Source organism: Lutibacter sp., from assembly GCF_041596795.1.
In the GTDB taxonomy this organism is placed as follows: Bacteria; Bacteroidota; Bacteroidia; order Flavobacteriales; family Flavobacteriaceae; genus Lutibacter.
This window is the reverse complement of sequence record NZ_JBFHHX010000043.1, coordinates 1-22715: the sequence shown is the minus strand read 5'-3', so window position 1 is coordinate 22715 and position 22715 is coordinate 1. Positions and strand designations below refer to the sequence as shown.

Below are 22715 nucleotides of genomic sequence, written 5' to 3'. Positions count from 1 at the left end.
TAGTAATTTTTGTGACCTTTATTTAAAAATTGTATCTTATATTTATATAAAAGATATACAGATGAAAAAAATAGTTTTAATACTAGTATTGTTGATGATTTCAACTAGCAGTTTCGCTCAGAAAAAACCAAAATTAAAAGGTAATAAAGTGGTTACCGATGTTTTTAAAACATTGGATGGATTTAATGCCATAGAAATTTCAGATAATTTAAAAGTTGCTATTTTACAAGCATCAAATAATGGTTATCATTTAATAACAGATGAAAATTTGGTGAATGATATTAATATTACTGTGGTAGATAGTGTTTTAAAAATTTCTACAAATTCTAATATTACTTCAAGTAAAAAATTAGAAATTAATTTAACCGTTAGTAAAATTAATAAAATAACTATTAGAGATGAAGCAAAATTAGAATGTAGTAACAGATTAATTACTAATAATTTTACGTTTGCAGCGTTTGATAAGGCTTCTTTTAATTTAGACTTAAACGCAACTAACTCCTATTTTAGAATTGTTAAAAGTGTTTCTGGTGAAATATTGTTAACCGGTGAAAAATCTATTATGATGTTTGATGAAAATGCATTTATGAAAGGAAATGTTGTTTTAGATGAATTTGAATTAAAAATGATTGATAGAACTGATGCCGATTTAACAGGTGAAGTTAATTACTTAAAATTTTCTGGAAGTGATACAGGTACGTTAAAAGGAAAAGATTTAAAAAGTTCTACTGCAGATGTTTCTATTTCAGGTTCTTCTAACGCATATATTTATTCCAGTAAACAATTGAATGTTTATGCAAAAGATAAAAGCTCTGTTTATGTGTTTGGAAAACCTGAAATAAAGGTTGAAGGGTTAAATGATAGAGCGCAAATAATTAAAAGAGATAAATAAATTTAGTACAAAGCGTTAAATTTAAACACCTTCAAATTTTGAAGGTGTTTTTTTATGTTTTATTATTAAATGTTAAAAAATGTCACTAAATTTATAATTAAACTTGTTATTATGGCTGTAAATGAAACACATCAGGTTAAAAAGTTTGGTACAATGGCTGGTGTTTTTACGCCAACTTTTTTAACAATTTTAGGGGTTATTATGTACATTCGCTTACCTTGGGTTGTTGGTAATGCCGGAATTATTGGTGCTAGTTTAATAATTTTAGTTGCAGTTGCCATAACTATAACAACAGCACTTTCATTATCAAGTATTACTACAAATATTAGAATAGGCTCAGGCGGAGCATTTAGTTTAATTTCACAATCTTTAGGATTGGAAATTGGAGGCGCTATTGGAATTCCGTTTTTCTTTTCACAAGCAATTGCGGTTGCTATGTATATTTTTGGTTTTAGAGAAGGCTTGCAAGAATTGTTACCTGGATATAATGCACTTTTATTAGATATGCTAGTTTTTGGATTGGTAATGTTAATAGCATTTATAAGTACAAGTTTTGCATTTAAAATTCAGTACGTTATTATGGCAATTATCATTATATCTATTGGATCTATAATTGGTGGACTTTTTGTAGCTGATTTAAATTACGATTTTGCTTGGTTTGGTACCTATGCAGGATCAAAAGAAAATAATTTTGGAGGCACTTCTTTTTGGTTGGTTTTTGCCGTGTTTTTTCCTGCGGTAACAGGAGTTATGGCTGGTGCAAATATGTCTGGAGATTTAAAAACACCAAGAAAAAGCATTCCTTTAGGAACTTTAAGTGCTGTAATTATAACAACAATAGTTTATTTAGGTTTAGTGTTAGTAGCAGCGCTATTAGCAAAACCAGAGGAGCTTGTAGCTAGTTATACTGTTTTTATTGATAAGGCTTACTACGCTCCAATTGTTTTGGCAGGATTGTTAGGAGCCACATTATCATCTGCTTTGGGTTCTTTTGTGGGAGCTCCAAGAATTTTATTAGCATTAGGAGAAAAACAGATTTTGCCAAAAAGCGATTTTTTGGCTAAAACTAATAAAAAAGGCGAGCCTTTTAATGCAATGGTTATTACTGCAGTAATTGTGTTGTTCGGACTCTCTTTAAGAGATTTAAATACTATTGCACCATTAATTACCATGTTTTTTATGATAACCTACGCAATGGTAAATGTTGTGGCGTTAATAGAACAATCTTTAGCCTTGCCAAGTTTTAGACCAACGCTTAAAATTCCACTAATTATTCCTTTAATTGGTGCTTTTGGATCTATAATGGTAATGTTTATTATTAACGCAGCAGTAGCATTGGCATCATTAATATTAATTGTGCTGTTTTACTTGTATTTAGTTAAAAAGAAATTAAAATCTGAAGCTGGTGATTCCAGAAGTGGATTGTTTACTGCTTTAGCAGAATGGTCTACCAAAAAAACCACCGAATTAAGTCCTATAAGAGAAGTAAGATCTTGGAGGCCAGATTTGTTAATTCCTGTAACACGCCCAAAAGAAATAAGAAGTTCTTTTAAATTGATAAAAGATATTGTTGCACCAAAAGGATCGGTAAAATTTTTAGCACTCAAAAATTTAGAAAAAGATATACAAGATAAAATGATTACTTTTTTACCGGAAGTTAGTAGAAGATTAAAAAGAAAGGGAATTTCAACAAGTTTTACGTATGTTGATGGAATGGATTTCTCTGAAACTATTAAAATAAGTATGCAATCTTTAAATGCTGCTTTTTTTAAACCAAATACGTTATTTATTTCTGTAAATACCAGTGATCAGTATTTTAATTCCTATCAAAAAATTATTGAAGAGGCAAAAAGAAATCAATATGCGGTGTTAGTTTACATTCCTTATGAAAATGTAGGACTCTCATTAGAAAAAGATATTCAACTTTGGTTAAAAGATTTTCCGGTAAATTGGAAATTAACCTTTGATATTGGTAATAATGATTTAGCTATTTTAACGGCCTTGTTGTTACAAAAAAACTGGAAAGGAAATTTAACCGTTAAGGTAGCTGTTGAAAAAAATGAAAATGATCTACAATTGTTAAATGATTTGGTTCGTTTTCCTGATTCTTCAAAACTTGATTCGTATCAACTTAATTTAGAAAACGAATTATTAAAAAAGAGTAGTACCGATTTAAATATTATGGGATTTCCTGCAAATACAGAAATTTCTGAATTGATAACATTGGTAAACGAAACAAGAACTTCTGCACTTTTTTGTATAGATAGTTCAAGTGAAAATGCTTTGGTATAAATAAATTACTAATTTTACATAAAAATAGTTTAAAATGAAATTCAAGACCTTTATAATAATTTTATTTATTGCTTTAATTGTGGTTTTTTCAGTGCAAAATATTGAAATTACAGATGTTAAATTCTTGTTTTGGAAAGTGTCAATTTCAAGAGTGCTAATTATTTTAGGAAGTTTTGCAATTGGTGTTTTAGTAGGAATGTTGGCGTCTATAAAAAGAACAAAAAAAATTCAATAATTTTTAAGGAATACCAAAAATTATATTTGTAAAATAGGATTAAAAATTAAGAAGTAATTACTATGCCAATTGCTGCTGTTGTGCTAGCTTCAAAATGGTTGTAATCATTTAAATTATAGTATTAAAATTTAATTTCTTTTTAATAGTACAATATCTACTCTTCTTGCTAAATCATCTGAAGTAGCGTTGTAATCTATACCATGATATTGACTTAAAATTCTGGTTGGATGAATTCCTTTATTAATTAATGCTTTTTTAACGGATTCTGTGCGTAACATTGAAATGTTTTCGTTGTAAGCAGGGCTTCCTTTTTTACTGGCAAAGCCTTTAAGATATAAATCTATTGTTGGGTTTAAAGATATAATTAAAGCAAGTTCATTTATTTCTGCAATTTGTTCATTATTTAATGTTGTAGAATTGTTAGCAAATAGAAATTGCTTTTTATAATTACTTACAGTATTGCCACTTTCAGATGTATTATCTAATGCAGCCAATTTACTTTTTATGTCTTCTAGTCGCTGTTGTAAATTGGCGGCATTAGTATTGTAATTCAAATCAATCTTATTTAATTTAGTTAATATAGCTAAAAGGGAGTCTTTTTTTGAAATTTTTGCAGTTGGTTCGGTAGCAGAAAGTTTTTCTGTAGCTATTTTATCGGTGTTTTTTACAATATAGTTTTTTTTAGGTAATGTAATTACAGAAGCTTCCTCATTTAAATTTGCGTTATAATTTAGCTGATTTAATCTTCCTTTTAATTCGGCTAATTCTAATTTAATAAGTTGTAATTCATCTTCTTTAAAAGGGTCAGCTATTGTTGTTTTTTTTATGGATTTATTAGCGCTAGTTTTAGTATTCAAATCTTGCTCTAAAACAGCAATTTGCTGTCTTAAAAAATCAATTTCAAAATTATTTTCAATAGCATTTGTTGTAATTTTTTCGGTTTCAATAGCAGAAGGTTCACTTTTTAATTGCTTGTATTTTTGTAAGGTGTTTATTAATGAAGCAATTTCACTTTCAGAAATAATAACTATGCTTTCTGAGGAGGTATTTGCTTGTTGTGCATACAAAGGGAATAATATGGAGAAAGCAAATAGAATTACGGATACTTTAAAAATTGTTTTCATAACATAATCAATTTATATTACAATTTTATTAGACTCTAATTTACAAAATTATTTTCAGAATATAACACTTTAGTTATAAAGAAATTAGGTGTAAAAAAATTAGCTATTTTCAATTAAATCATGTAACTTTTATTGGTGATTTTAAATTGATATATTATGGAAAAATTAAAAGTAAAAATAGGTATTGTTTTAGTTAGTGTTATGCTAATAATTTCTTGTTCTAAAAAGGAAGGAGCAAACAATGAAAATAAACTAAAAGAGTTTCAAAAACAAACAACAGAAATTACTGATGTTAATTTTTCTGATTCTTTAGGAGATGTAAAGGAGCAAATTGCATTTTTAAAAGCTGAGCTTGTTTCTAAAAGATCCGATATTAAGGCTATTATTGCTAAAAGAGATTCTATTTTAAAAGTAGTTGCAGAAGTAGAAAATTCACTTGCAAAAGTTAATGCATCTAAAATTGAACCTGGAATTGCAGGTGTAAATGCAAAGTTAAACGAACTTAAAGGTCAAAAAGAAAATTTAGTAGAACAATTGTCTTTGCAAAAACAAGAAATTGTTTTAGCAGAGAAAAAAATTGGCTTATTAGGTGAAGAAAAAATTGTGTACGATGCGCAACGTAAAGCTTTGTGGGATAAAGGAGCACCACCTGCAGAATTTACAGATGTTGATGCTTTATTGGCTGGAATTAACGATAAAATAAGCGAACAAAAATTGAAGCTTAAAAATTTAAATAGAAACGTAAGTGATATAGAAGAGCAAATAACAAGTATTGGCGGACAAAGAGAATCTTTAAGCACCAAAATTAGAAATAATTACACAGCTCAACAGATTTTTGATGAGTATTCAAAAGAAGAAAAAGCTAAATTAAATGAACAATTAGCTAGCATTGATAAAAAACTGGAAGCATTGGTAGTAGACGAAGAAGTGCTAAATGTAAAATTAGCCAAACTTACCGGTGAAAAAACAGATTTTGAATTAAAACAAGATCAGCTTACTCAAAAAACAGCAGCTGAACAATTGGCAATTGCCCAACAAGAGATGGCAGATAAAGAAGCTCAAAAGAAAACTAGAGTAACCTATGCAATTGTAATAATTGGAATTGTAATACTTGTAATTGGTTTATTTTATGTTTTAGGTAAATATAAAAGAGCACAAAAAGGAAAGTAGTTTATTTATAAAAGAAGCGAACATAAATTAGGAGTAAAATTAATTTTAAAAAATATAAAAATGGCAGCAAAAAAGGAAATTAAAAAAGAAAAGGGCTTTTTTCAAAAGCTGTTTGAAAACGTTACGGAAAATGTAAAGGAAGGAGCAAGTTTGGTTGGAGAAAAGGTAGGTGAAGTGGGCGAGATAGTTGCAGAATCTTCGGCTAAGGCATATGTAGCTGGATCAGAATTGGTTGCTGAAACATCCGATAAAATTCATGATTATACTGAAAAACAAACACTTCAAAAAGAGGAAAATAAATTAAAAGAACGCATAAGTGAACTAAAGTTTGAGTTTGGACAACTTACGTTAGCTCATTATCTTAAAAACGATTCGTTACACAAAGCATTTTTAACAACAAAACCAGTTGAAAATATTGTAAATGAATATAAAAAGAATGAAAAGCGTTTGAAAGCAATTTCAAAAGCAATTAAGAAATTAGAAAAAAATGCATAATGAAATATCTATTAATTTTTATTTATGTAGTTATAAATATTTTTATTTTTATTTTAAACTGGGACTTGTTTACAGCGCAGTTAGATGTTGATTTAGGTTTTGGAATGTATTCTCTACCACCATTTTTTTTATTGCAAATTTTTGGACTATTTATTATTCTACTATTTGCAATAGTTGATGGTTTAAAGGATTTGAAACGAGAATTAAAAATTTCTGAACTTCAAAATAAAATAATTGGGCTTGAAAAAGATGCTGAAATAGCTATTTTAAAAAACAAACAACCTCCAAAAATAGAAGAACCAGTAGTTACAATAATCCCAGAAATAGAGTAAACAGATATTTTAAATGCAAAAATAATTGAATAACCTTTTTAAAAGGTTAAATTATTGTATGCATATTAATCTAAAAAAAAAATACAATGAAAAGAATAAACATAATAGTAGCTATTATTATCTTTTCTAGCTTTTTAGGAAAAGCACAAGTAAAAGATATAAGTTTTACATTATCTCCAGTTGGTGAATATACTTGGTGGGATGATAATTCAGGACTAAAAGATGGAACCTTATTAGGAGGAAAACTTGGCTTTGGCTTTGGAGAATATTTAGAGTTAAGAGGAGTTTATATGCAATCTGTAGACTTGGAAACAAGTTTTAAAGATTTTGGGTTGGTTAACTATGATCCAGCGTTGTTTACCAAACAAGACATAAATTTAACACGTTGGGGAGGAGAATTTAAAGCAAATATTGGAACTGGATGGTTAAAACCTTTTTTAACCATTGGAACTGGAGTTCAAAATATTGAATTGGATGCCACCAAAGAAGAATTTGAACAAGTTTATGGAAGCGTTGGATTAGGGTTTAAAATAAATGTAGATAAAAGAGTGGTATTTACTGTAGAAGCAAAAAATACTACGTATAATTTTAATGCAGGCGAAAGTTTACTTACAGATGCCGATAAAACAGCGTTTGGCGTAACTGATGCAGATTTTTCAAGTGATCGTTTAAGTAACTGGTCGGTTCTTGGATCGTTACAATTTTATTTAGGCGGTCGCAGACCTGGTTATTTAACAGATTTAGATCAAGCCTATTTAAACAAATTTAAAGGTGGTTTTAAAGGAATGCAAATGATATTAGAGCCAGGAGGAAGCTATATTGCTTTTGATGATAATTCGCTTTTTAGAGATTCTTACTTTTTAGGTGGCTATGCAGGTTTCGATTTTAATGAATATATTGGGATAAGAGGTTTTTATTTTCAGGCAACAAAAAACGAAGAAATTTCTACAGATTTTGATGATTTAGCAATGTATGGAGTTGAAGTTAGAGCCCGATTAAATGATGGTCGAGGTGTAACTCCTTATTTGGTAATTGGTGGTGGATATTTAAATCCTTACACTAGTTATTTAGGTAAAGATGATGTAAATGTAGACGGAGGAGAATTTGCAGAAGGTGGTTTAGGTTTAAATATTCCATTAGGAAAAAACTTTTTAATTACCGGAGGCATACGAGCTATATTAACTTCAGGTGAAGATGTAACAGATATTGCTGCTCCAGATGAAATTCAAACGCATATTATGTACAATGCTGGATTAAAAATTGCTTTAGGAAGAAAATCAGAATCTCCAAGAGCTATTTATGAAGAGAATTTAGGTAGAGAGTTAGAATCACAACAAGCATTAAATGATGCTAAAATAAAAGCGTTAAAAAGTGAATATCAAACTAAAATAACAGACTTAGAACAGGAAATAAAACTAGCGTATGAAGCAAAAGATGTAAATAAAGCAGTTGAATTGTTAGAAGAGAAAAAAGAAACTCAAGAAGCTTTAAAAGAAGTACAAAAAGTAGAGGTTGTACAAGAAACTAAACAATTAGAAAAAGTTACACCAAAACCTGTTGTACCAGTGGTTCAAGAAATACCAGAAACACCAGCAGCTCCAATTCAACAAGTTGCACCAGTAGCTCCAGTTCAACAAGTTGTACCAGCAAAAAGTAATTTAATACAATTGACACCTTCGGAATTTGAATCGTTAATAGATAAAATTTTAAAAGGTTTAAATGAAACTCCTATACAAGAGAAAGTTGAAGATGTGAATGTGCAACAATTAAATAATACTTCTAATCAATATCAAATAGATTTATTAAATAAACGAATTGATGTTTTAGAAAAATTATTATTAGAATCAAGCGTTAAAAAACCTACAGAGTTAGAAGAAGTAAATAAAGTTGAAACTATAGATTCTTCTGAAAACGAAATGCTATTAATGCAAACTCAAGAACGAATTATAGAAAAACTAAAAGAACTTAATGATGATATTGAATTAAACGCAAAATTAATTGAGCAAAACAACATAAATAGAGGAGTAGCAAAAACGGTTATTGTTTCTCCATCAGATGGAAATGTTATTACAACCTTAGATGAGGAAGGTAATTTAATTGAAAATAAGTATTTAAATACTGGAGATAGGGTTTTAAAATACAATTATGCTTCTGCTTTTTTTGGTTTTAATGTGGGTTCAGATTTCTCAACAAATTTAGGTTTACGAGGTCATTATAATTTTAAAAATTCAAATATAGAATTTGTGCCTGAAATTTTTGTGGGAGTTGGTAATAACTCTACTTTTGCAATATCAGCAAACATATCGTACCCATTTTCAATTAATAATGAGAATGTACATCCTTATATTGGTACAGGTTTAGGATTTATTAAAGGCACTAGTTTTAAAGGGTTTTACAATGTTATTTTAGGAAGTAAATTACCAGTTATTAATGAAAATGTGTATGTGGAATATACAATGCGTAATAATTTTGATTACAATCAATTAGCAATAGGTTATAGACTTCCTTTTTAACAGGATTTAAATATTTTTAAAGTTTTTTATAAAATTATAGTATAAGTTAATACATTAAAGGGCTGCTTTATTTTGGCGGCCTTTTAATTTGAAATTAATTTAATATTAATTTAGCAACTGTTTTTATAGGTAATAGCCTATAGTTTAATAATTTTGTTATTATAAATAAAAAAAATCACACATGAAATCAAAGAAAATAATTATAATTTCAGTTTCAATTGTTGTACTATTTTTAGGCGCTTTAATTGCGGCACCCTTTATTTTTAAAGGAAAAATAAAAGAAGCAGTTTTAAAGGCTGTAAACGATAATTTAAATGCTGAAGTAGCTTTTAATGATGTTGATTTAAGTTTCTTTAGTAGCTTTCCAGAAGCAACGTTGGTTTTAAAAGAATTATCGGTTGTAAATACAGCTCCGTTTGAAAACGACACTTTGGCTTATGTAAAAGAATTTGGATTAGATATGCCAATAAAAGAGCTTTTTAAAGGTGCTAGTGAAAGTATAAATGTTACCGCCATAACTATTGATGGAGCGTATTTAAATTTTATCTCAAATAAGGATGGAAAGGCAAATTATGATATAATGAAACCTTCAAAAGATGATAAAAGTAATGAAGATGATGCTTTTACCTTTGCTGTAAAAGAATATAAAATTAGTAATTCTCATATTAAATATTTAAACGAAGAATCTAATATTTTTTTAGAACTAACCGATTTTAATCACTCAGGATCTGGGGATTTATCTGCAGAACAGTCAAAATTAGATACAAAATCTTCAGCAAAATTATCTTTTGAATTTGATAAGGTGAAGTATTTTGAAAACAATGAACTTTCTTTAGATGCCTTAATAGGAATCGATTTAAAAACCAGTACGTTTTCATTTTTAAAAAATGAAGCAATTGTTAGCGGTTTACCATTAACTTTTGATGGAAATGTTGTTTTATTAGAAAACGGGCAACAAATTGCCATTAATTTTAAAACACCAACATCATCGTTTAAAAACTTTTTAGCAGTAATGCCTAAAGAGTATGCTAAAAATTTAGACAATGTTAAAACTGAAGGTGATTTTACAGTAAATGGAACAGTTGAAGGATTAAATAATGATGATAGAATTCCTGGTTTTGATATAAAAATAGCATCTAATAACGCTTCGTTCAAATATCCAGATTTGCCAAAAAGTGTTGAAAATATTACCATAAAAGCGCTTATAAAAAACGAAACTGGAATTATTGCCGATACCTATGTAAATTTAGATGCATTAAATTTTAAAATTGATCAGGATCAATTTGAGTCAAGTGCAGCTATTAAAAATTTAACTACTAATCCGTTGGTTGATGCAAAACTAAAAGGAACTATTAATTTGGCAAATATATCAAAAGCATATCCTTTTAAAATGGAACAACAATTGGCAGGTATTTTAAAAATGGATGTGGTTACAAATTTTGATATGGAAGCTGTTGAAAAAAGTAAGTATGAACGTATTAAAACTAACGGGTCAATTTTACTAAACGACTTTATTTATAAAGGAGAAGAGTTTTTAAATCCGTTTAATATAAAAACAGCAGCTGTTAATTTTACACCAACGGTAATTTCATTAAAACAATTTGTTGCAACCACGGGTAAAACCGATATTTCTGCATCAGGAACACTATATGATGTAATTGGTTTTGTTGTTTCAGATAAACAACTAAAAGGAAATTTTGATGTAGTTTCAAATACATTTTCTGTAAATGATTTTATGAGTTCGGCACCAGCTGAAACATCAAAAACTACAACGGAGAAAGCTGCAATAAAAATTCCAGCATTTTTAGATTGTACCATTTCTGCAAATGCCAAAACCGTTTTGTATGACAATTTAGATTTGAAAAATTTAAAGGGAAAAATGGTAATTAAAGATGAAAAAGTGACTTTAGAAAATGTTACTTCTTCTATGTTTGGAGGGAATATTGCATTTAACGGAAATGTTTCAACTAAAGAAGCTACTCCAACTTTCGATATGGATTTAGGTTTAAATTCTTTAAATATAGCAGATTCATTTAGTAAGTTAGATTTGCTAAAAGCATTGGCTCCAATAGCAAATATTATTCAAGGGAAATTGAACTCTACGTTAAAATTTTCTGGTAAATTAGATAGTGAATTTACACCAGATTTAAGTTCGGTTTCAGGAAATGCATTTGCAGAATTATTATCTCAAAAATTAGATGCAAAAGCTTCGCCATTAATTTCGTCATTAGCTGGGCAATTAAAATTTATAGATTTAGATAAGTTAGATTTAAGTGAAATAAAAACGTTAGTAACTTTTGAAAATGGTAAGGTTAATGTAAAACCTTTTACTGTAAAATATAAAGATATTGATATAAATATAGCCGGAAGTCACGGTTTTGATAAATCTATGGATTATAAAGCAACATTTATGGTTCCAGGCAAGTATTTAGGGAATGAAATTACAAGCTTAATGGCAAAGGTAAGTACAGAAGACGTTTCAAAAATTAAAGTGCCAATTACAGCCAATATTGGCGGTAATTTTACCAAACCAACAGTAACTACAGATTATAAAAGTGCGGTAAGTAATTTAGCAACACAATTAGTAGATGTAAATAAACTAAAAGGAAAAGGAACCGATATTTTATCTAATTTAATTAAAGGTTCAACCGTTAAAAATGATACAACTACAGCCGCAACAGAAACAAAACCTAAGGTAGATATTACCAAGCCAAAAGAAGCTGTGGATAATTTAGTAAAGGATAAATTAAAAAATTTATTTGGCACAAAAAAGAAAGATACTGTTAAATAATAGTATAATAGTTTAACAAGAAAAAGGCTGTTTAAAAGTTTTACTTTTAAACAGCCTTTTTTATGGCTTTAAAGCATTTATTTAATAGATTTTGAGGTTAATGTGTTAACAAATAAAATGTTTCCAATTTTATCGTACCCTTCAAAAAGCTCAATGCTATTATCGGTTTTTAACATACCTTCGTGAAAACCTATTAATGTTAAATCCGCATCCACAGAATATTCGTTAATTAAATCTAACCTACTCTTATTTTCATCAATAGGAAGTACTCTAATATTTTTAGCGGATATTGGCAAACGTCCAGAAGAAGTTAATTCAATTAAACTTTTTTCTTCTTGGGCAATATTTTCTTTGGCAAAAGTGGCAAATATTTTAATTTCACCTTTTTTCCAGTCTGGATGACCTAAAATAATGTAAGAAAGTAAAATCATTAAATTGGCATTTTCATAATCTTCTTTTCTAATCCACACATGAATATCTTTTTTGTATCCAAAACCTTTATCGGAAGAAGCTAAAATACATAAATCGTATTGAGCAGTTTTTAAAACACTAAAATTATCAATAATATCCGATAACCATTCTTTTTGACCTTTTTTATATTCAAAAAGCATCATGTTATTTGGCTGACCAGAAATTCCTGGTTGTTGAATAGCCTGAATTATAGCTGCAGTATTGGATGGCGAAATTAATGTTTCAACAAAAACATTGTTTTTACTGGAAGAAGCAGTTTTAATTAATTTCTCCAGTTTTAGTTCAGCAGTTTTTTTAGATTCTTTAGAAAAATATGCTTGTTCAAAGTGAATATAAGTTCCAAAACCGTATCTGTACGAAATCCACTTCATCATTTCCATAGCTCCGTAACGTTCAAAACTATCTTTTGATAAGCATAACACTGCAGGTCTCCAAGCTTCTTCAGTTTTTTCTTTTTCTGTTTTTTGAAGAAATACTTGCATAGTTCTACTAAACTGATGAATTACTCCTTGAAAAATAGTTGCCATTCCTTTTTTATTCTCATTTTTCATGGTAATATAAAAGTAGATTGCCACCATTAAAGCAATTGCTGAAATTGCATAAGGAGTATTAATTTTAAACATTAAAAACACACACATTACAGCTCCTAAAAGCGATAAATACCATTTAGATTTAAAAGAAGGACGGTATGATGGATCTGCTGCAAAATGTTGCATAAATGAAATTAAACAAAGCGAACCATAGGTAACCATAAAAAACATAGAAATAATTTCAGCTACGGCATTTACATCACCCATTAATACAAAAAACAAAGCAATAACACTAGTTAAAATAGTTGCGTTTCTTGGTTCGTTATTTTTTGCGGTTCCTTTTGAAACCCAAGAATTTAGTTGTTGGTTTGGAAAAACCTGATCACCTCCAATAGCTTGTAAAGTACGTGGAGCTACCATAAAAGAACCTAAGGCCGAAGAAATTGTTGCTGCTGCTAACCCAATTGGAATAATTGGTCCCCAAAGTGCTATTTTACCCATTATTAATTGGTCGTTTATCAAGTCGCTTGCGCTAGCCGATGAGGTTAGTTTTAGTGCTATAAATACGTAAATAATCATTCCAATAATTGTTGCAGAAAGCGTACCTAATGGAATAGATTTTTTAGGATCTTTTAAATCACCAGACAAACCAACTCCGGCTGTCATTCCTGTAAAAGCAGGGAAAATAATTGCAAATACATAAAAGAATCCATTTTCTGAAGTAGTGCTTGTAAATAGTTTAGAGCTATCAAACACTTCTGCAAACTCTGTTGTTCCAAAAAAGAAAAGAACTAAGGAAATAGCCAAAATAGCTACTACAACATACAAAGCTTTCATGCCTAAATCGGCACCTTTAGTAACCATTAACCATATTAATAAAAGTAAGGCCGGAATACTAAATAAACGATTGTCATATAATTCATAACCAAATTCTGAGGCAACCCAAGGTTTTATAGCTTCAAAAGATTCGGCAAAAGCAATTACGTAAAAGGCTACACTAATTGCTTGAGATAAATATAAAGTAATACCAATTGCAGCACCAATATTTACACCAAATGATCGGGAAATAATAAAATATTCTCCTCCGCCTTCAACCTTTTGATTTGTTGCAATTTCGGCCAACGCCATTGCTGTTGGAATAGTAACTAAATGACCAATAATTATTATTGCCAAAGTTCCCATAAATCCAACGGAACCAACCGCAAAACCAAAACGCAAAAACATAACGGCTCCTAAAATAGTTGAGATAGCCGTTAAAAAAACGGGTAAAGTACCAAAGTTAGCTTTGGCTGAAACTAATGATTTATTCATGTGAATATTTAAAAAATTATTATGTAGGTAACATTTAATAAATGCTACTCAAATGTATTAAAATTTATAAAAGATTAAACAATTTATTATTTTTTGTTTTGAGTGGAAATTAATCGAATTCATAGTAAATGTATTGATTTTTTCACTGAATTAGTTTATATTTAAAGAATTGTGGCATTATATTTGAAATTCAATACATTAGCATTATACAATTTATATGAAAAAAATACTACTACTTTGTTTTATTACAGGATTATTTTCTTACCAACTGTTTTCGCAAAAATTATCAGATACTTACATTAAAGAGCAAATTGCAATTTATAAGAGTGAATTACGCGGACCTTACAAAGATATTAGATGGTTTTGTAAAGATGGAAGTGTTCGTCAGCCTAAAGATCCTTGTCCAGCAGAAATAGGTCCTGGAGTTCAACACGCGCGTTATAAAGATGCCGTTGAAGCTATTGGAAAGAAGAATCATGTTTTTTTAGGTCAAATTTTGGCTTATACCACTAATCAAGAGTTTTGGGATTCTCAAAATCAAAATTCTCGATTAAAACAATATCAATTAGAGAAGTATTTACGCTCTGTTGATGATGGTTGGATTTTACAAAAAGGCCAATATTATCGTGGAGCAGTGCAAGCCGAAGATGAAGAAGCTTGGGGAGTTGATTTTTATAAATGGTTGTTAACAGGTGATACTAGTATTACTAAAAACTTTTTTTTAATTCGTCAATCATTAAAAGATATTCCACATAAAGGAGATGATAATTTAGCGCAATTAATGCGAAGCCAATCTAAAGTATTATCAGATATATATCCGCAATTTATGGATTTACGTGTTAAAATTCACGGACAACCAGAGTTTAGTGATATTGAAAAAGTTCAACAGTTTAAAATTAAAAATAGTGCAAAATTAACAGCAGCCTTAAATTTAAAGTTTGATGAGTTAGTAACAACAATGGTTAATTATTATAAGCCAATTGATATTGGTTCTTTGGTTCAAAAAACAGCGTTGCTTAAAAATACACCAATAGGAAATTCAATTAAAGAATATGCCTTAAAAAATGGTGCAGAAACAAATGCAGCAACGTTAGTTTTGGAAACATCAAAATTAATTTTAGAAATAAGAAAGGCGGTTTTAATAGAAAAAAGAGCAATGGCCAGAATTCAATTGTTAGATGCTTCTTTAAAATTAGAAGAAATTATTTTTAAAAACGCATCAATATGGCAGCCAAAAACTATTAATGAATTACTAGATAAAACTTATTATTTAGCAATGGCAACTGCTGGAGCTGGTTATATTGAGTTATGGGAATGGAATGAAGTTGAGCCAAATTTAAGGTTAAATATGTTGGTTGAAAAAATGTATTTAGCAGATTTAACTTCTAAATTAGAAAGGGCAAGAAGCGTTGTAGAATGGAGTTCGTCTATGGTAAAAGCAACATACGAAAATGTTGTGGAAACATACACAGCTTTTGAACCAAAATCGTACGGATTTATTGATGATAAAATTAGAAGCTCTATAGCATTACATTTAGGCAAAGCCGTTGGGGACTTGGGCGATATTATTGCAACAGAATCTTCCTTAACCAATAAAGTGTTAAGTATTTCAAATCAAAGTTCTATTCGTGGGTTAAATCCAGGTTACGCTTTTGGTGAATTAGTTGTTATTGATGGATCTTCTGAAGGTGTTGAGGTTTCACCCGATAAAATTTATATTTTTCAAAAGCCACCTTCCGATTTAAAACCTGTTGGAGGAATTGCAACTGTTGCGGAAGGAAATTTAGTTTCACACGTACAATTATTGGCGCGTAATTTAGGAATTCCAAATGCGGCATTATCAGATGATAATCTTCAAAATTTAAAAAAATTCAATGGTCAAAAAGTGTTTTATGCAGTTTCAAATAAAGGAAATGTTATTTTGAAATTAGAAAAAGATATGACTATTGAAGAAAAGGGATTATTTACTAAAAAAGAACGAAATGAAACTAAAATAGCGGTTCCAGTAGAGGAAATTCGTTTAAATGAAAATAATATTTTAAACATGCGAAATGTTGGAGCTTCAGATTCTGGTAAAATTTGTGGTCCAAAAGCAGCCAATTTAGGTCAGTTAAAAAGAATGTTTCCAGATAAAGTGGTAGAAGGATTGGTAATTCCGTTTGGTATTTTTAAAAGTCATATGGATCAGCAAATGCCAGATCAAAATATGTCTTATTGGAAATTTTTAACCAATATGTTTGCTGAAGCAGCTAAAATGCGTACTTCTAAAATTGATGAAAATACAGTTGAAAAATATCAATTAAAACAATTGGAAATTTTAAGTGCTGCTATTAAAAAAATGCCATTACAAGCAAGTTTTATTGCGCAAATGGAGAAAGAATTTCAATTAGTTTTAGGAAAAAAACTAGGTGAAATTCCGGTTTTTTTAAGAAGTGATACCAATATGGAAGATTTAAAAGATTTTTCTGGAGCAGGTTTAAACCTAACCTTATTTAATGTAGTTACAAAAGATAAAATTTTACAAGGAATAAAAGATGTTTGGGCATCGCCATATACAGAACGTAGTTTTAAATGGCGACAAAAATATTTGTTAAATCCTGAAAATGTATTTCCTTCTATTTTAGTGATTCCTAGTGTAGATGTAGATTATTCGGGTGTGTTAATTACAACTGGAATTAATTCTGGAAATTCAAAAGACTTAACTATTGCGTTTAGTAGAGGAGCTGGAGGTGCGGTAGACGGACAATCGGCAGAATCATATGAATTGCGGGTTGATGGAAAAACACAATTAATTGCGCCAGCTAGAGAACCTTTGTTTAATGGATTACCAATTACTGGAGGAACCATTAAAAAAATGGCAACTTTTGAAAATGCCATTTTAAACGAACAAAATATAACAGAGATTAAAGAGTTAGCAATAAATGTGCGCCAAAAAATGGCAAAAGAAGTAAATGCCGAGTACAAAGGAGCTTATGATGTGGAACTTGGTTTTAAAGATAATAAGTTATGGTTGTTTCAAATACGTCCATTTGTTGAAAATAAAAAAGCATTAAGTTCTGGTTATTTGGAGTCGATTACTCCAAAAATTGATAAAAACAAAGAGGTATTGCTTTTAAAAAAAATATAAGATGAGAAATTATTTAAAAATTAGTGTAATTGTAATTATTTGTTGGTCGTTTGTAGGTTTGGTTCCCTACCCAATTGATGGATATTCGCGGACCGGAATTAAAAGATTATTGCGTTTAGAACGGATTAAAAACGGAACTATTAAAGAAAATTTGAATCTGCCTGTAGGAGCAATGAAAGGATATAACGAGATTAAATTAAATCTTGTTTCAAAAAAGAAAGATAGTACAGCGCAATTTTTAGTGAAAAATGAACAATTTAACAAAGAAATAAACGCATTGTTTTACGGATTAGATAAAAGTTATTCATTATCGGTTTTAGATATTTCAGACATAAATAATATACGTTATGCGGCTCGTAATGAAACCTCAGGTTATCAGCCAGGTAGTGTTGGAAAATTAGCTGTTTTAGTTGGGTTGTTTAATCAATTAGCTAAAATTTATCCTGATTCTTTTGATAAACGTATTGAATTATTAAAATCGAAATCAGTAAAAGCGGGACAATGGGGAATGACAGATTCTCACACGGTTCCAATATTTAATATAGAAACCAATAAGCTAGTAAAAAGAACTGTTATTCCTAGTGATGTTTTTACCTTGTTTGAATGGGCAGACCATATGATGTCTGTAAGTAACAACGGCGCTGCAAGTATTGTTTGGAGAGAAACTTTATTAATGGCTGCATTTGGTAAAGAATATCCAACTTTAACCCAAGAAGGTGCAGATGCGTATTTTAAAAATACACCTAAAAAAGATTTAACTAATTTGGGGAATGATGTGGTTAATTTACCCTTAAGAAATTTGGGAATTACCTTTGAAGAATGGCGTTTGGGTACTTTTTTTACAAGAGGTTCTAATGCTTATGTTGGTAGTAAAGATGGAAGTACCGGATCGCCAATTGGATTAATGAAATTTTTGGTACAATTAGAGCAAGGAAAAGTTGTGGATGAAAAATCGAGTTTAGAAATGAAACGTTTAATGTATATGACGGATAGAAGAATTAGATATGCACAATCACCGGCGTTAAAAGAAGCAGCGGTTTATTTTAAATCTGGTAGTTTGTATAAATGTGATAGAAGTAAAGGCGAAGCTTGTGGAAAATATATGGGAAATGTTCAAAATTTTATGAATTCAATAGCTATTGTAGAACATCCAAATGGTAAAAAATATATGGTTGCTTTAATGACGAACGTTTTGCGAAAAAACTCAGCAAGTGATCATATGTATTTAGCAGGAAGCATTGATAAACTGATTAATAAGTAGATTTATACTAAGAGATGTTTATTTTTTTCTATGATATTTTTTGAATAATTGGATTGAAGGCTTTGGCAGAAACTAAAATTTTATCGCCAATTTTCAAGTCGTTCCCTTCACTTTCATCGGCAACAATTTTAACAACATCTTTTCCAATTTGAACTGATAAAATATAAATAAAATCTTGTTTGATGCTTTGTATTAATGTTCCGGTTAGTTGAAACTGCGCGCTTAAATCTTGATGGTTAAAAATTTGATTTGTGGTGCCTTGTTTAATTATTTTACCTTCGTTTAGTTCAATAACAACATTCGACATTCTTAAAACTTCAGAAACATCATGGCTTATTAACAATGTTGTTAAGCCAAATTCTTTGTGAACCGTTAAAATATATTGTTGCAATTTAAAGCGTATTTCTTCATCTAAAGCAGATAAAGGTTCGTCTAACATTAGCAGTTTAGGTTTTTGAACTAAGGCTCTGGCTAATGCTACTCTTTGTTGTTGTCCACCAGAAAGTGTTGTTGGTTTTCTATGTTGTAATTCACCTAATTCAACCATTTCAATAAGGTGATTAATAATATTGCTGTTTTCTCCCTTTAACAATGCAAATTCTAAATTTTCCTTAACAGTCATATTTGGAAATAAGGCATAATCTTGAAAAACAAAGCCAACTTTTCTTTTTTGAGGTTTTAAATTTATTTTTTTTGAAATATCTAGCCAAATTGTATCATGAACTTTAATTGTTCCAAAATCTGGTTGTGTTAAACCACCTAAAATTCTTAAAATAGTTGTTTTTCCAGCACCAGATTTTCCGTACAAAGTTACCAAACTCCCTTCTTTAATTTTTGTTTCAATTGAAAGAAGCATTTCACCTGAAGCGGAAATTAATTTTTTTTGAAAAGCTAATTCTATCATCTGTAAAATTGTTTTAAATAGCCATTGTTAAACAAATACACCAATAATAGAATACAAAAAGTTAAGGCAAATAAAATTAATGAGTAGGTGTTGGCAGCACCATAATTTAATGCTTCAACTTCATCATAAATAGCAATGGAAGCTACTTTTGTTTTTCCAGGAATATTTCCACCAATCATTAAAACTACTCCAAATTCACCAATTGTATGCGCAAAAGCTAATACAATCCCTGTTAAAAGCGATGGTTTTATATTAGGTAAAAGCACTTTAGTGATAGTTGCAGTTCTAGATTTTCCAATAATATAAGACATTTCTTTTAATGATCTAGGTAAGTTTGCAAATCCACTTTGAATTGGATGTACCATAAATGGTAAACTATAAAATATAGATGCTAGTAATAATCCTTCAAAAGAGAAAACTAAACGTAAGCCTAACCATTCATTTAACCAATTTCCAAAAGCATTTGCAGGGCTAAAGGCAATTAATAAATAAAAGCCAATTACGGTAGGAGGCAACACCAAGGGCATACTTACTAAAGTTTCTATAACAGGTTTAAATTTAGATTTGGTGAAAGCCATCCAATAAGCTAAAGGAATAGAAATTATAAAAAGCAAAAATGTAGTTATTAATGCTAGTTTAAAGGTTAATATTAGTGGCGCCCAATCTATCATTCTGTTACTATAATTTCATTTGTTTTAACCATTCCAGTTACTTCTAATCCAACAGTTAAATTTAATTGTTTCACGGCATTTGTTGTAATAATAGAGGTTATTTTTCCAGCAAGAGTTTCAATAACTAACTTACTTAATAAATCTTTAGATTCTATATAACCAATGGTTCCAACAAATTTATTTTGCATACTAATTTGGTGATTTATTCCTGTGCCAATAATTACTTCAGTTTCTTTAAAAATAACTTGTACTATATTTCCATTTTTAAGTAGCGGGTTTGTAGTTGGTGTATCAATTACAATGGCAGTTATTGTTATTGTATTTATATCAATATATACTAATGATAAACTTTCACTAGTTACAATATTTTTTATGGAACCTTGTAATTTATTCATGTGCAGGTATAGTATAACCGTGTTTTAGAAGTATTTCTTTTCCTTTTTTTGAAAATAGAAAATTAAAAAATTTTTCTGATTTACTGTTACTTTTACTATTATTTTTAATGATTATGGCACTTTGGGCAATAGGATTATAAGAAGTTTCATCAATTTCAATAAAAGTTCCCTTTTCTTTTAAATTTGGACTTAAAACTACAGATTTTGCTGTAAAACCAACTTCGGCAACTTTTGAGGTTATAAATTGATTGGTTTGTGCAATGCTTTCTCCAAATACTAGTTTAGATTTTACAGAATCTAAAATTTTATAAAAATTTAAAACCTCTTCGGTGGCTTTACCATAAGGAGCAGTAACTGGATTTGCGCTTGCTATGTGTTTAATTTTATGGTTTGTTAAAAGCTCTATTGATGGTTGAATATCATCCTTCAAAGTCCATAAAATTAATTTTCCGTATGCATAAATTTTAGGTTCAGATTGGGCAAATCCTTTTTTGTATAATTCGTTTGGATATTTTGTATCAGCAGAAATAAAAATGTCAAAAGGAGCACCTTCCATAATTTGTGCAGTTAATTTTCCTGAAGAAGAAACTACCGTTTGGCATTCAATACCAGTTTCTGAATGAAAAACTGAAATTAGTTCGTTTACGGTATATTGCATATTAGCCGCTGTTGCAATTGTTAATTTTTTAGTGTTAGTTGAACAAGAAATAACAGCTGAAATAAAAATTAGCATTATAAATGCCCTTGGGATGAATAAAAGAAGTTTTTTCATTTCTAGAAATTTATTTTGAGAATTTCTAGCTAATATACTATGTCTAAATTGTATTATATGATTTTGGTCATACTAATTTCACTTATATTTTAAGAACTTTATATAAATAGTAAAATTATAATTATGAAACGTGTAGAGCCTGTATCCAAAATAATGTCAAAGAAGCTTGTAACGTTAAAACTTTCAGACGATTTGTATAAAGCTGAACGATTATTTAAAGATTTTCATATCCGTCATATTCCTGTTGTTGATAAAGAAAAACATATTATTGGAATGTTAAGTTTAACAGATTTAAAACGAATAAGTTTTTTAGATTCTTATGATGCTGACGAAATTAAAATAGATAATGCTATTTATAAAATGCTAAGTATTGAGCAAATAATGGTTAAAAACCCAATTAAGGTAGATTCAAATATTTCTATTAAATCTGTTGCTGAAATTTTAGCGAAAAATGAATTTCATGCATTGCCAGTTGTAGATCTTGACCAGCTTGTTGGTATAGTTACAACTACAGATTTACTTAAATACTTGTTAGAACAATACGAATTGGAAACTGATTAAATACCTGAAACCAGTCCTTTTAAATCTGCAATTGTTTCTGAAGGGTTTTCACTTTTAAAAACAAAACTTCCAGCTACAAAAGCATCTGCGCCAGCTTCTAAAAGTTGTTCAATATTTTGGTCTGTTACGCCTCCATCAACTTCAATTAATGCGTTAGATTCACTATATTCAATTAAAGCACGTAGTTGTTGTACTTTTTTATAAGTATTTTCAATAAAACTTTGTCCGCCAAAACCTGGATTTACGCTCATTATTAGTACCAAATCTAAATCGGCAATAATATCTTCTAATACAGCAATTGGTGTATGCGGATTTAATGAAACTCCAGCTTTCATTCCTTGGGCTTTTATTTCTTGAACGGTTCTGTGTAAATGATTACAAGCTTCATAATGCACCGTTAAAATATCTGCTCCAACTTTTTTAAAATCAGCAATGTATCTATCAGGATCTACAATCATTAAATGCACATCCATTGTTTTTTTAGCGTGTTTTTTAATAGCGCTAATAACTGGCATTCCAAAAGAAATATTTGGTACAAACACACCATCCATTACATCAATATGAAACCAATCGGCTTTACTATTGTTAATCATTTCTATATCACGTTGTAAATTAGCAAAATCTGCAGCTAACATTGATGGTGCAATAAACTTGTTCATTTCCTTATTTTAAAATTTTTGCAAAGATACAAAAAAAACGCTGTTTGAAAATTTGTTTTCAAACAGCGTTTTTTTATCAATTATCAATTATCAATTATCAATTATCAATTATCAATTATCAATTATCAATTATCAATTATCAATTATCAATTATCAATTATCAATTATCAATTATCAATTATCAATTATCAATTATCAATTATCAATTA

At 29.3% G+C, this 22715-nt stretch carries 18 protein-coding genes; 11 read left to right on the top strand and 7 right to left on the bottom strand.

The annotated features are described in order from the left end of the window. Positions 1 to 61: 61 nt before the first annotated feature. The 3 genes from ABY298_RS07190 (at position 62) to ABY298_RS07180 (ending at position 3419) form a co-directional block, all read left to right on the top strand. Entirely contained in the window at positions 62 to 892 is an 831-nt protein-coding gene (locus ABY298_RS07190; protein WP_372745338.1) for a GIN domain-containing protein, read from the top strand. Positions 893 to 1003: 111 nt separating this feature from the next. Then, a complete protein-coding gene (locus ABY298_RS07185) occupies positions 1004 to 3184 on the top strand; it encodes an amino acid permease (protein ID WP_372745337.1) in 2181 nt (726 codons plus the stop codon). A gap of 34 nt (positions 3185 to 3218) precedes the next feature. Continuing rightward, complete coding sequence (locus tag ABY298_RS07180) at positions 3219 to 3419, top strand: lipopolysaccharide assembly protein LapA domain-containing protein (RefSeq protein WP_372745336.1); 201 nt, start codon at positions 3219 to 3221, stop codon at positions 3417 to 3419. Between the two features lie 128 nt (positions 3420 to 3547). On the opposite strand, the gene ABY298_RS07175 is transcribed toward ABY298_RS07180, so the two are convergent. Next, a complete protein-coding gene (locus ABY298_RS07175) occupies positions 3548 to 4543 on the bottom strand; it encodes an OmpA family protein (RefSeq protein WP_372745335.1) in 996 nt (331 codons plus the stop codon). A 156-nt stretch (positions 4544 to 4699) separates the two neighbouring features. Between ABY298_RS07175 and ABY298_RS07170 the strand changes: the two genes are divergently transcribed. The 5 genes from ABY298_RS07170 to ABY298_RS07150 all read left to right on the top strand — a co-directional run bounded on the left by ABY298_RS07170 (position 4700) and on the right by ABY298_RS07150 (position 11844). Then, positions 4700 to 5713, top strand: coding sequence for a hypothetical protein (locus ABY298_RS07170; protein WP_372745334.1), 1014 nt, complete (start codon positions 4700 to 4702; stop codon positions 5711 to 5713). Between the two features lie 60 nt (positions 5714 to 5773). After that, positions 5774 to 6208 (top strand): hypothetical protein, encoded by a 435-nt coding sequence (locus tag ABY298_RS07165; RefSeq protein WP_372745333.1) that lies wholly within the window; start codon positions 5774 to 5776, stop codon positions 6206 to 6208. Further along, entirely contained in the window at positions 6208 to 6540 is a 333-nt protein-coding gene (locus tag ABY298_RS07160) for a hypothetical protein (protein WP_372745332.1), read from the top strand. The genes ABY298_RS07165 and ABY298_RS07160 overlap by 1 nt, the downstream gene beginning before the upstream one ends. 86 nt (positions 6541 to 6626) lie before the next feature. Continuing rightward, complete coding sequence (locus tag ABY298_RS07155; protein ID WP_372745331.1) at positions 6627 to 9053, top strand: hypothetical protein; 2427 nt, start codon at positions 6627 to 6629, stop codon at positions 9051 to 9053. A 181-nt stretch (positions 9054 to 9234) separates the two neighbouring features. Next, a complete protein-coding gene (locus ABY298_RS07150; protein ID WP_372745330.1) occupies positions 9235 to 11844 on the top strand; it encodes an AsmA-like C-terminal region-containing protein in 2610 nt (869 codons plus the stop codon). Positions 11845 to 11921: 77 nt separating this feature from the next. Here ABY298_RS07150 and ABY298_RS07145 read toward each other — a convergent pair whose 3' ends face one another. Further along, positions 11922 to 14156: a hypothetical protein gene (locus ABY298_RS07145; RefSeq protein WP_372745329.1), complete on the bottom strand. Its 2235-nt coding sequence runs from the start codon at positions 14154 to 14156 to the stop codon at positions 11922 to 11924. Positions 14157 to 14373: 217 nt separating this feature from the next. On the opposite strand from ABY298_RS07145, the gene ABY298_RS07140 reads away from it, so the two are divergent. Together ABY298_RS07140 and ABY298_RS07135 are read left to right on the top strand one after the other, a co-directional pair. Continuing rightward, positions 14374 to 17283, top strand: a complete 2910-nt coding sequence (locus tag ABY298_RS07140) for a PEP/pyruvate-binding domain-containing protein (protein WP_372745328.1) — start codon at positions 14374 to 14376, stop codon at positions 17281 to 17283. Position 17284: 1 nt separating this feature from the next. Continuing rightward, positions 17285 to 18544, top strand: a complete 1260-nt coding sequence (locus ABY298_RS07135) for a serine hydrolase (protein WP_372745327.1) — start codon at positions 17285 to 17287, stop codon at positions 18542 to 18544. 28 nt (positions 18545 to 18572) lie between these two features. Here the strand turns inward: ABY298_RS07135 and ABY298_RS07130 are convergent, their stop codons facing one another. Genes ABY298_RS07130 through modA form a run of 4 tightly spaced genes read right to left on the bottom strand, consistent with a single transcriptional unit; the run spans position 18573 to position 21286 of the window. Then, positions 18573 to 19448 (bottom strand): sulfate/molybdate ABC transporter ATP-binding protein, encoded by an 876-nt coding sequence (locus tag ABY298_RS07130; protein ID WP_372745326.1) that lies wholly within the window; start codon positions 19446 to 19448, stop codon positions 18573 to 18575. Next, entirely contained in the window at positions 19445 to 20119 is a 675-nt protein-coding gene (modB, locus tag ABY298_RS07125; protein WP_372745325.1) for a molybdate ABC transporter permease subunit, read from the bottom strand. Before modB ends, ABY298_RS07130 begins: the two co-directional genes overlap by 4 nt. Beyond that, positions 20116 to 20514: a molybdopterin-binding protein gene (locus tag ABY298_RS07120; RefSeq protein ID WP_372745324.1), complete on the bottom strand. Its 399-nt coding sequence runs from the start codon at positions 20512 to 20514 to the stop codon at positions 20116 to 20118. Before ABY298_RS07120 ends, modB begins: the two co-directional genes overlap by 4 nt. After that, on the bottom strand, positions 20507 to 21286 hold the full coding sequence (gene modA, locus ABY298_RS07115; RefSeq protein WP_372745323.1) for a molybdate ABC transporter substrate-binding protein: 780 nt from the start codon (positions 21284 to 21286) through the stop codon (positions 20507 to 20509). The genes ABY298_RS07120 and modA overlap by 8 nt, the downstream gene beginning before the upstream one ends. A gap of 153 nt (positions 21287 to 21439) precedes the next feature. Here modA and ABY298_RS07110 point away from each other — a divergent pair, with 153 nt between their 5' ends. Continuing rightward, complete coding sequence (locus ABY298_RS07110; RefSeq protein WP_372745322.1) at positions 21440 to 21847, top strand: HPP family protein; 408 nt, start codon at positions 21440 to 21442, stop codon at positions 21845 to 21847. Here ABY298_RS07110 and rpe read toward each other — a convergent pair. Continuing rightward, positions 21844 to 22506, bottom strand: a complete 663-nt coding sequence (gene rpe, locus ABY298_RS07105; protein ID WP_372745320.1) for a ribulose-phosphate 3-epimerase — start codon at positions 22504 to 22506, stop codon at positions 21844 to 21846. The genes ABY298_RS07110 and rpe overlap by 4 nt on opposite strands. Positions 22507 to 22715 lie beyond the last annotated feature (209 nt).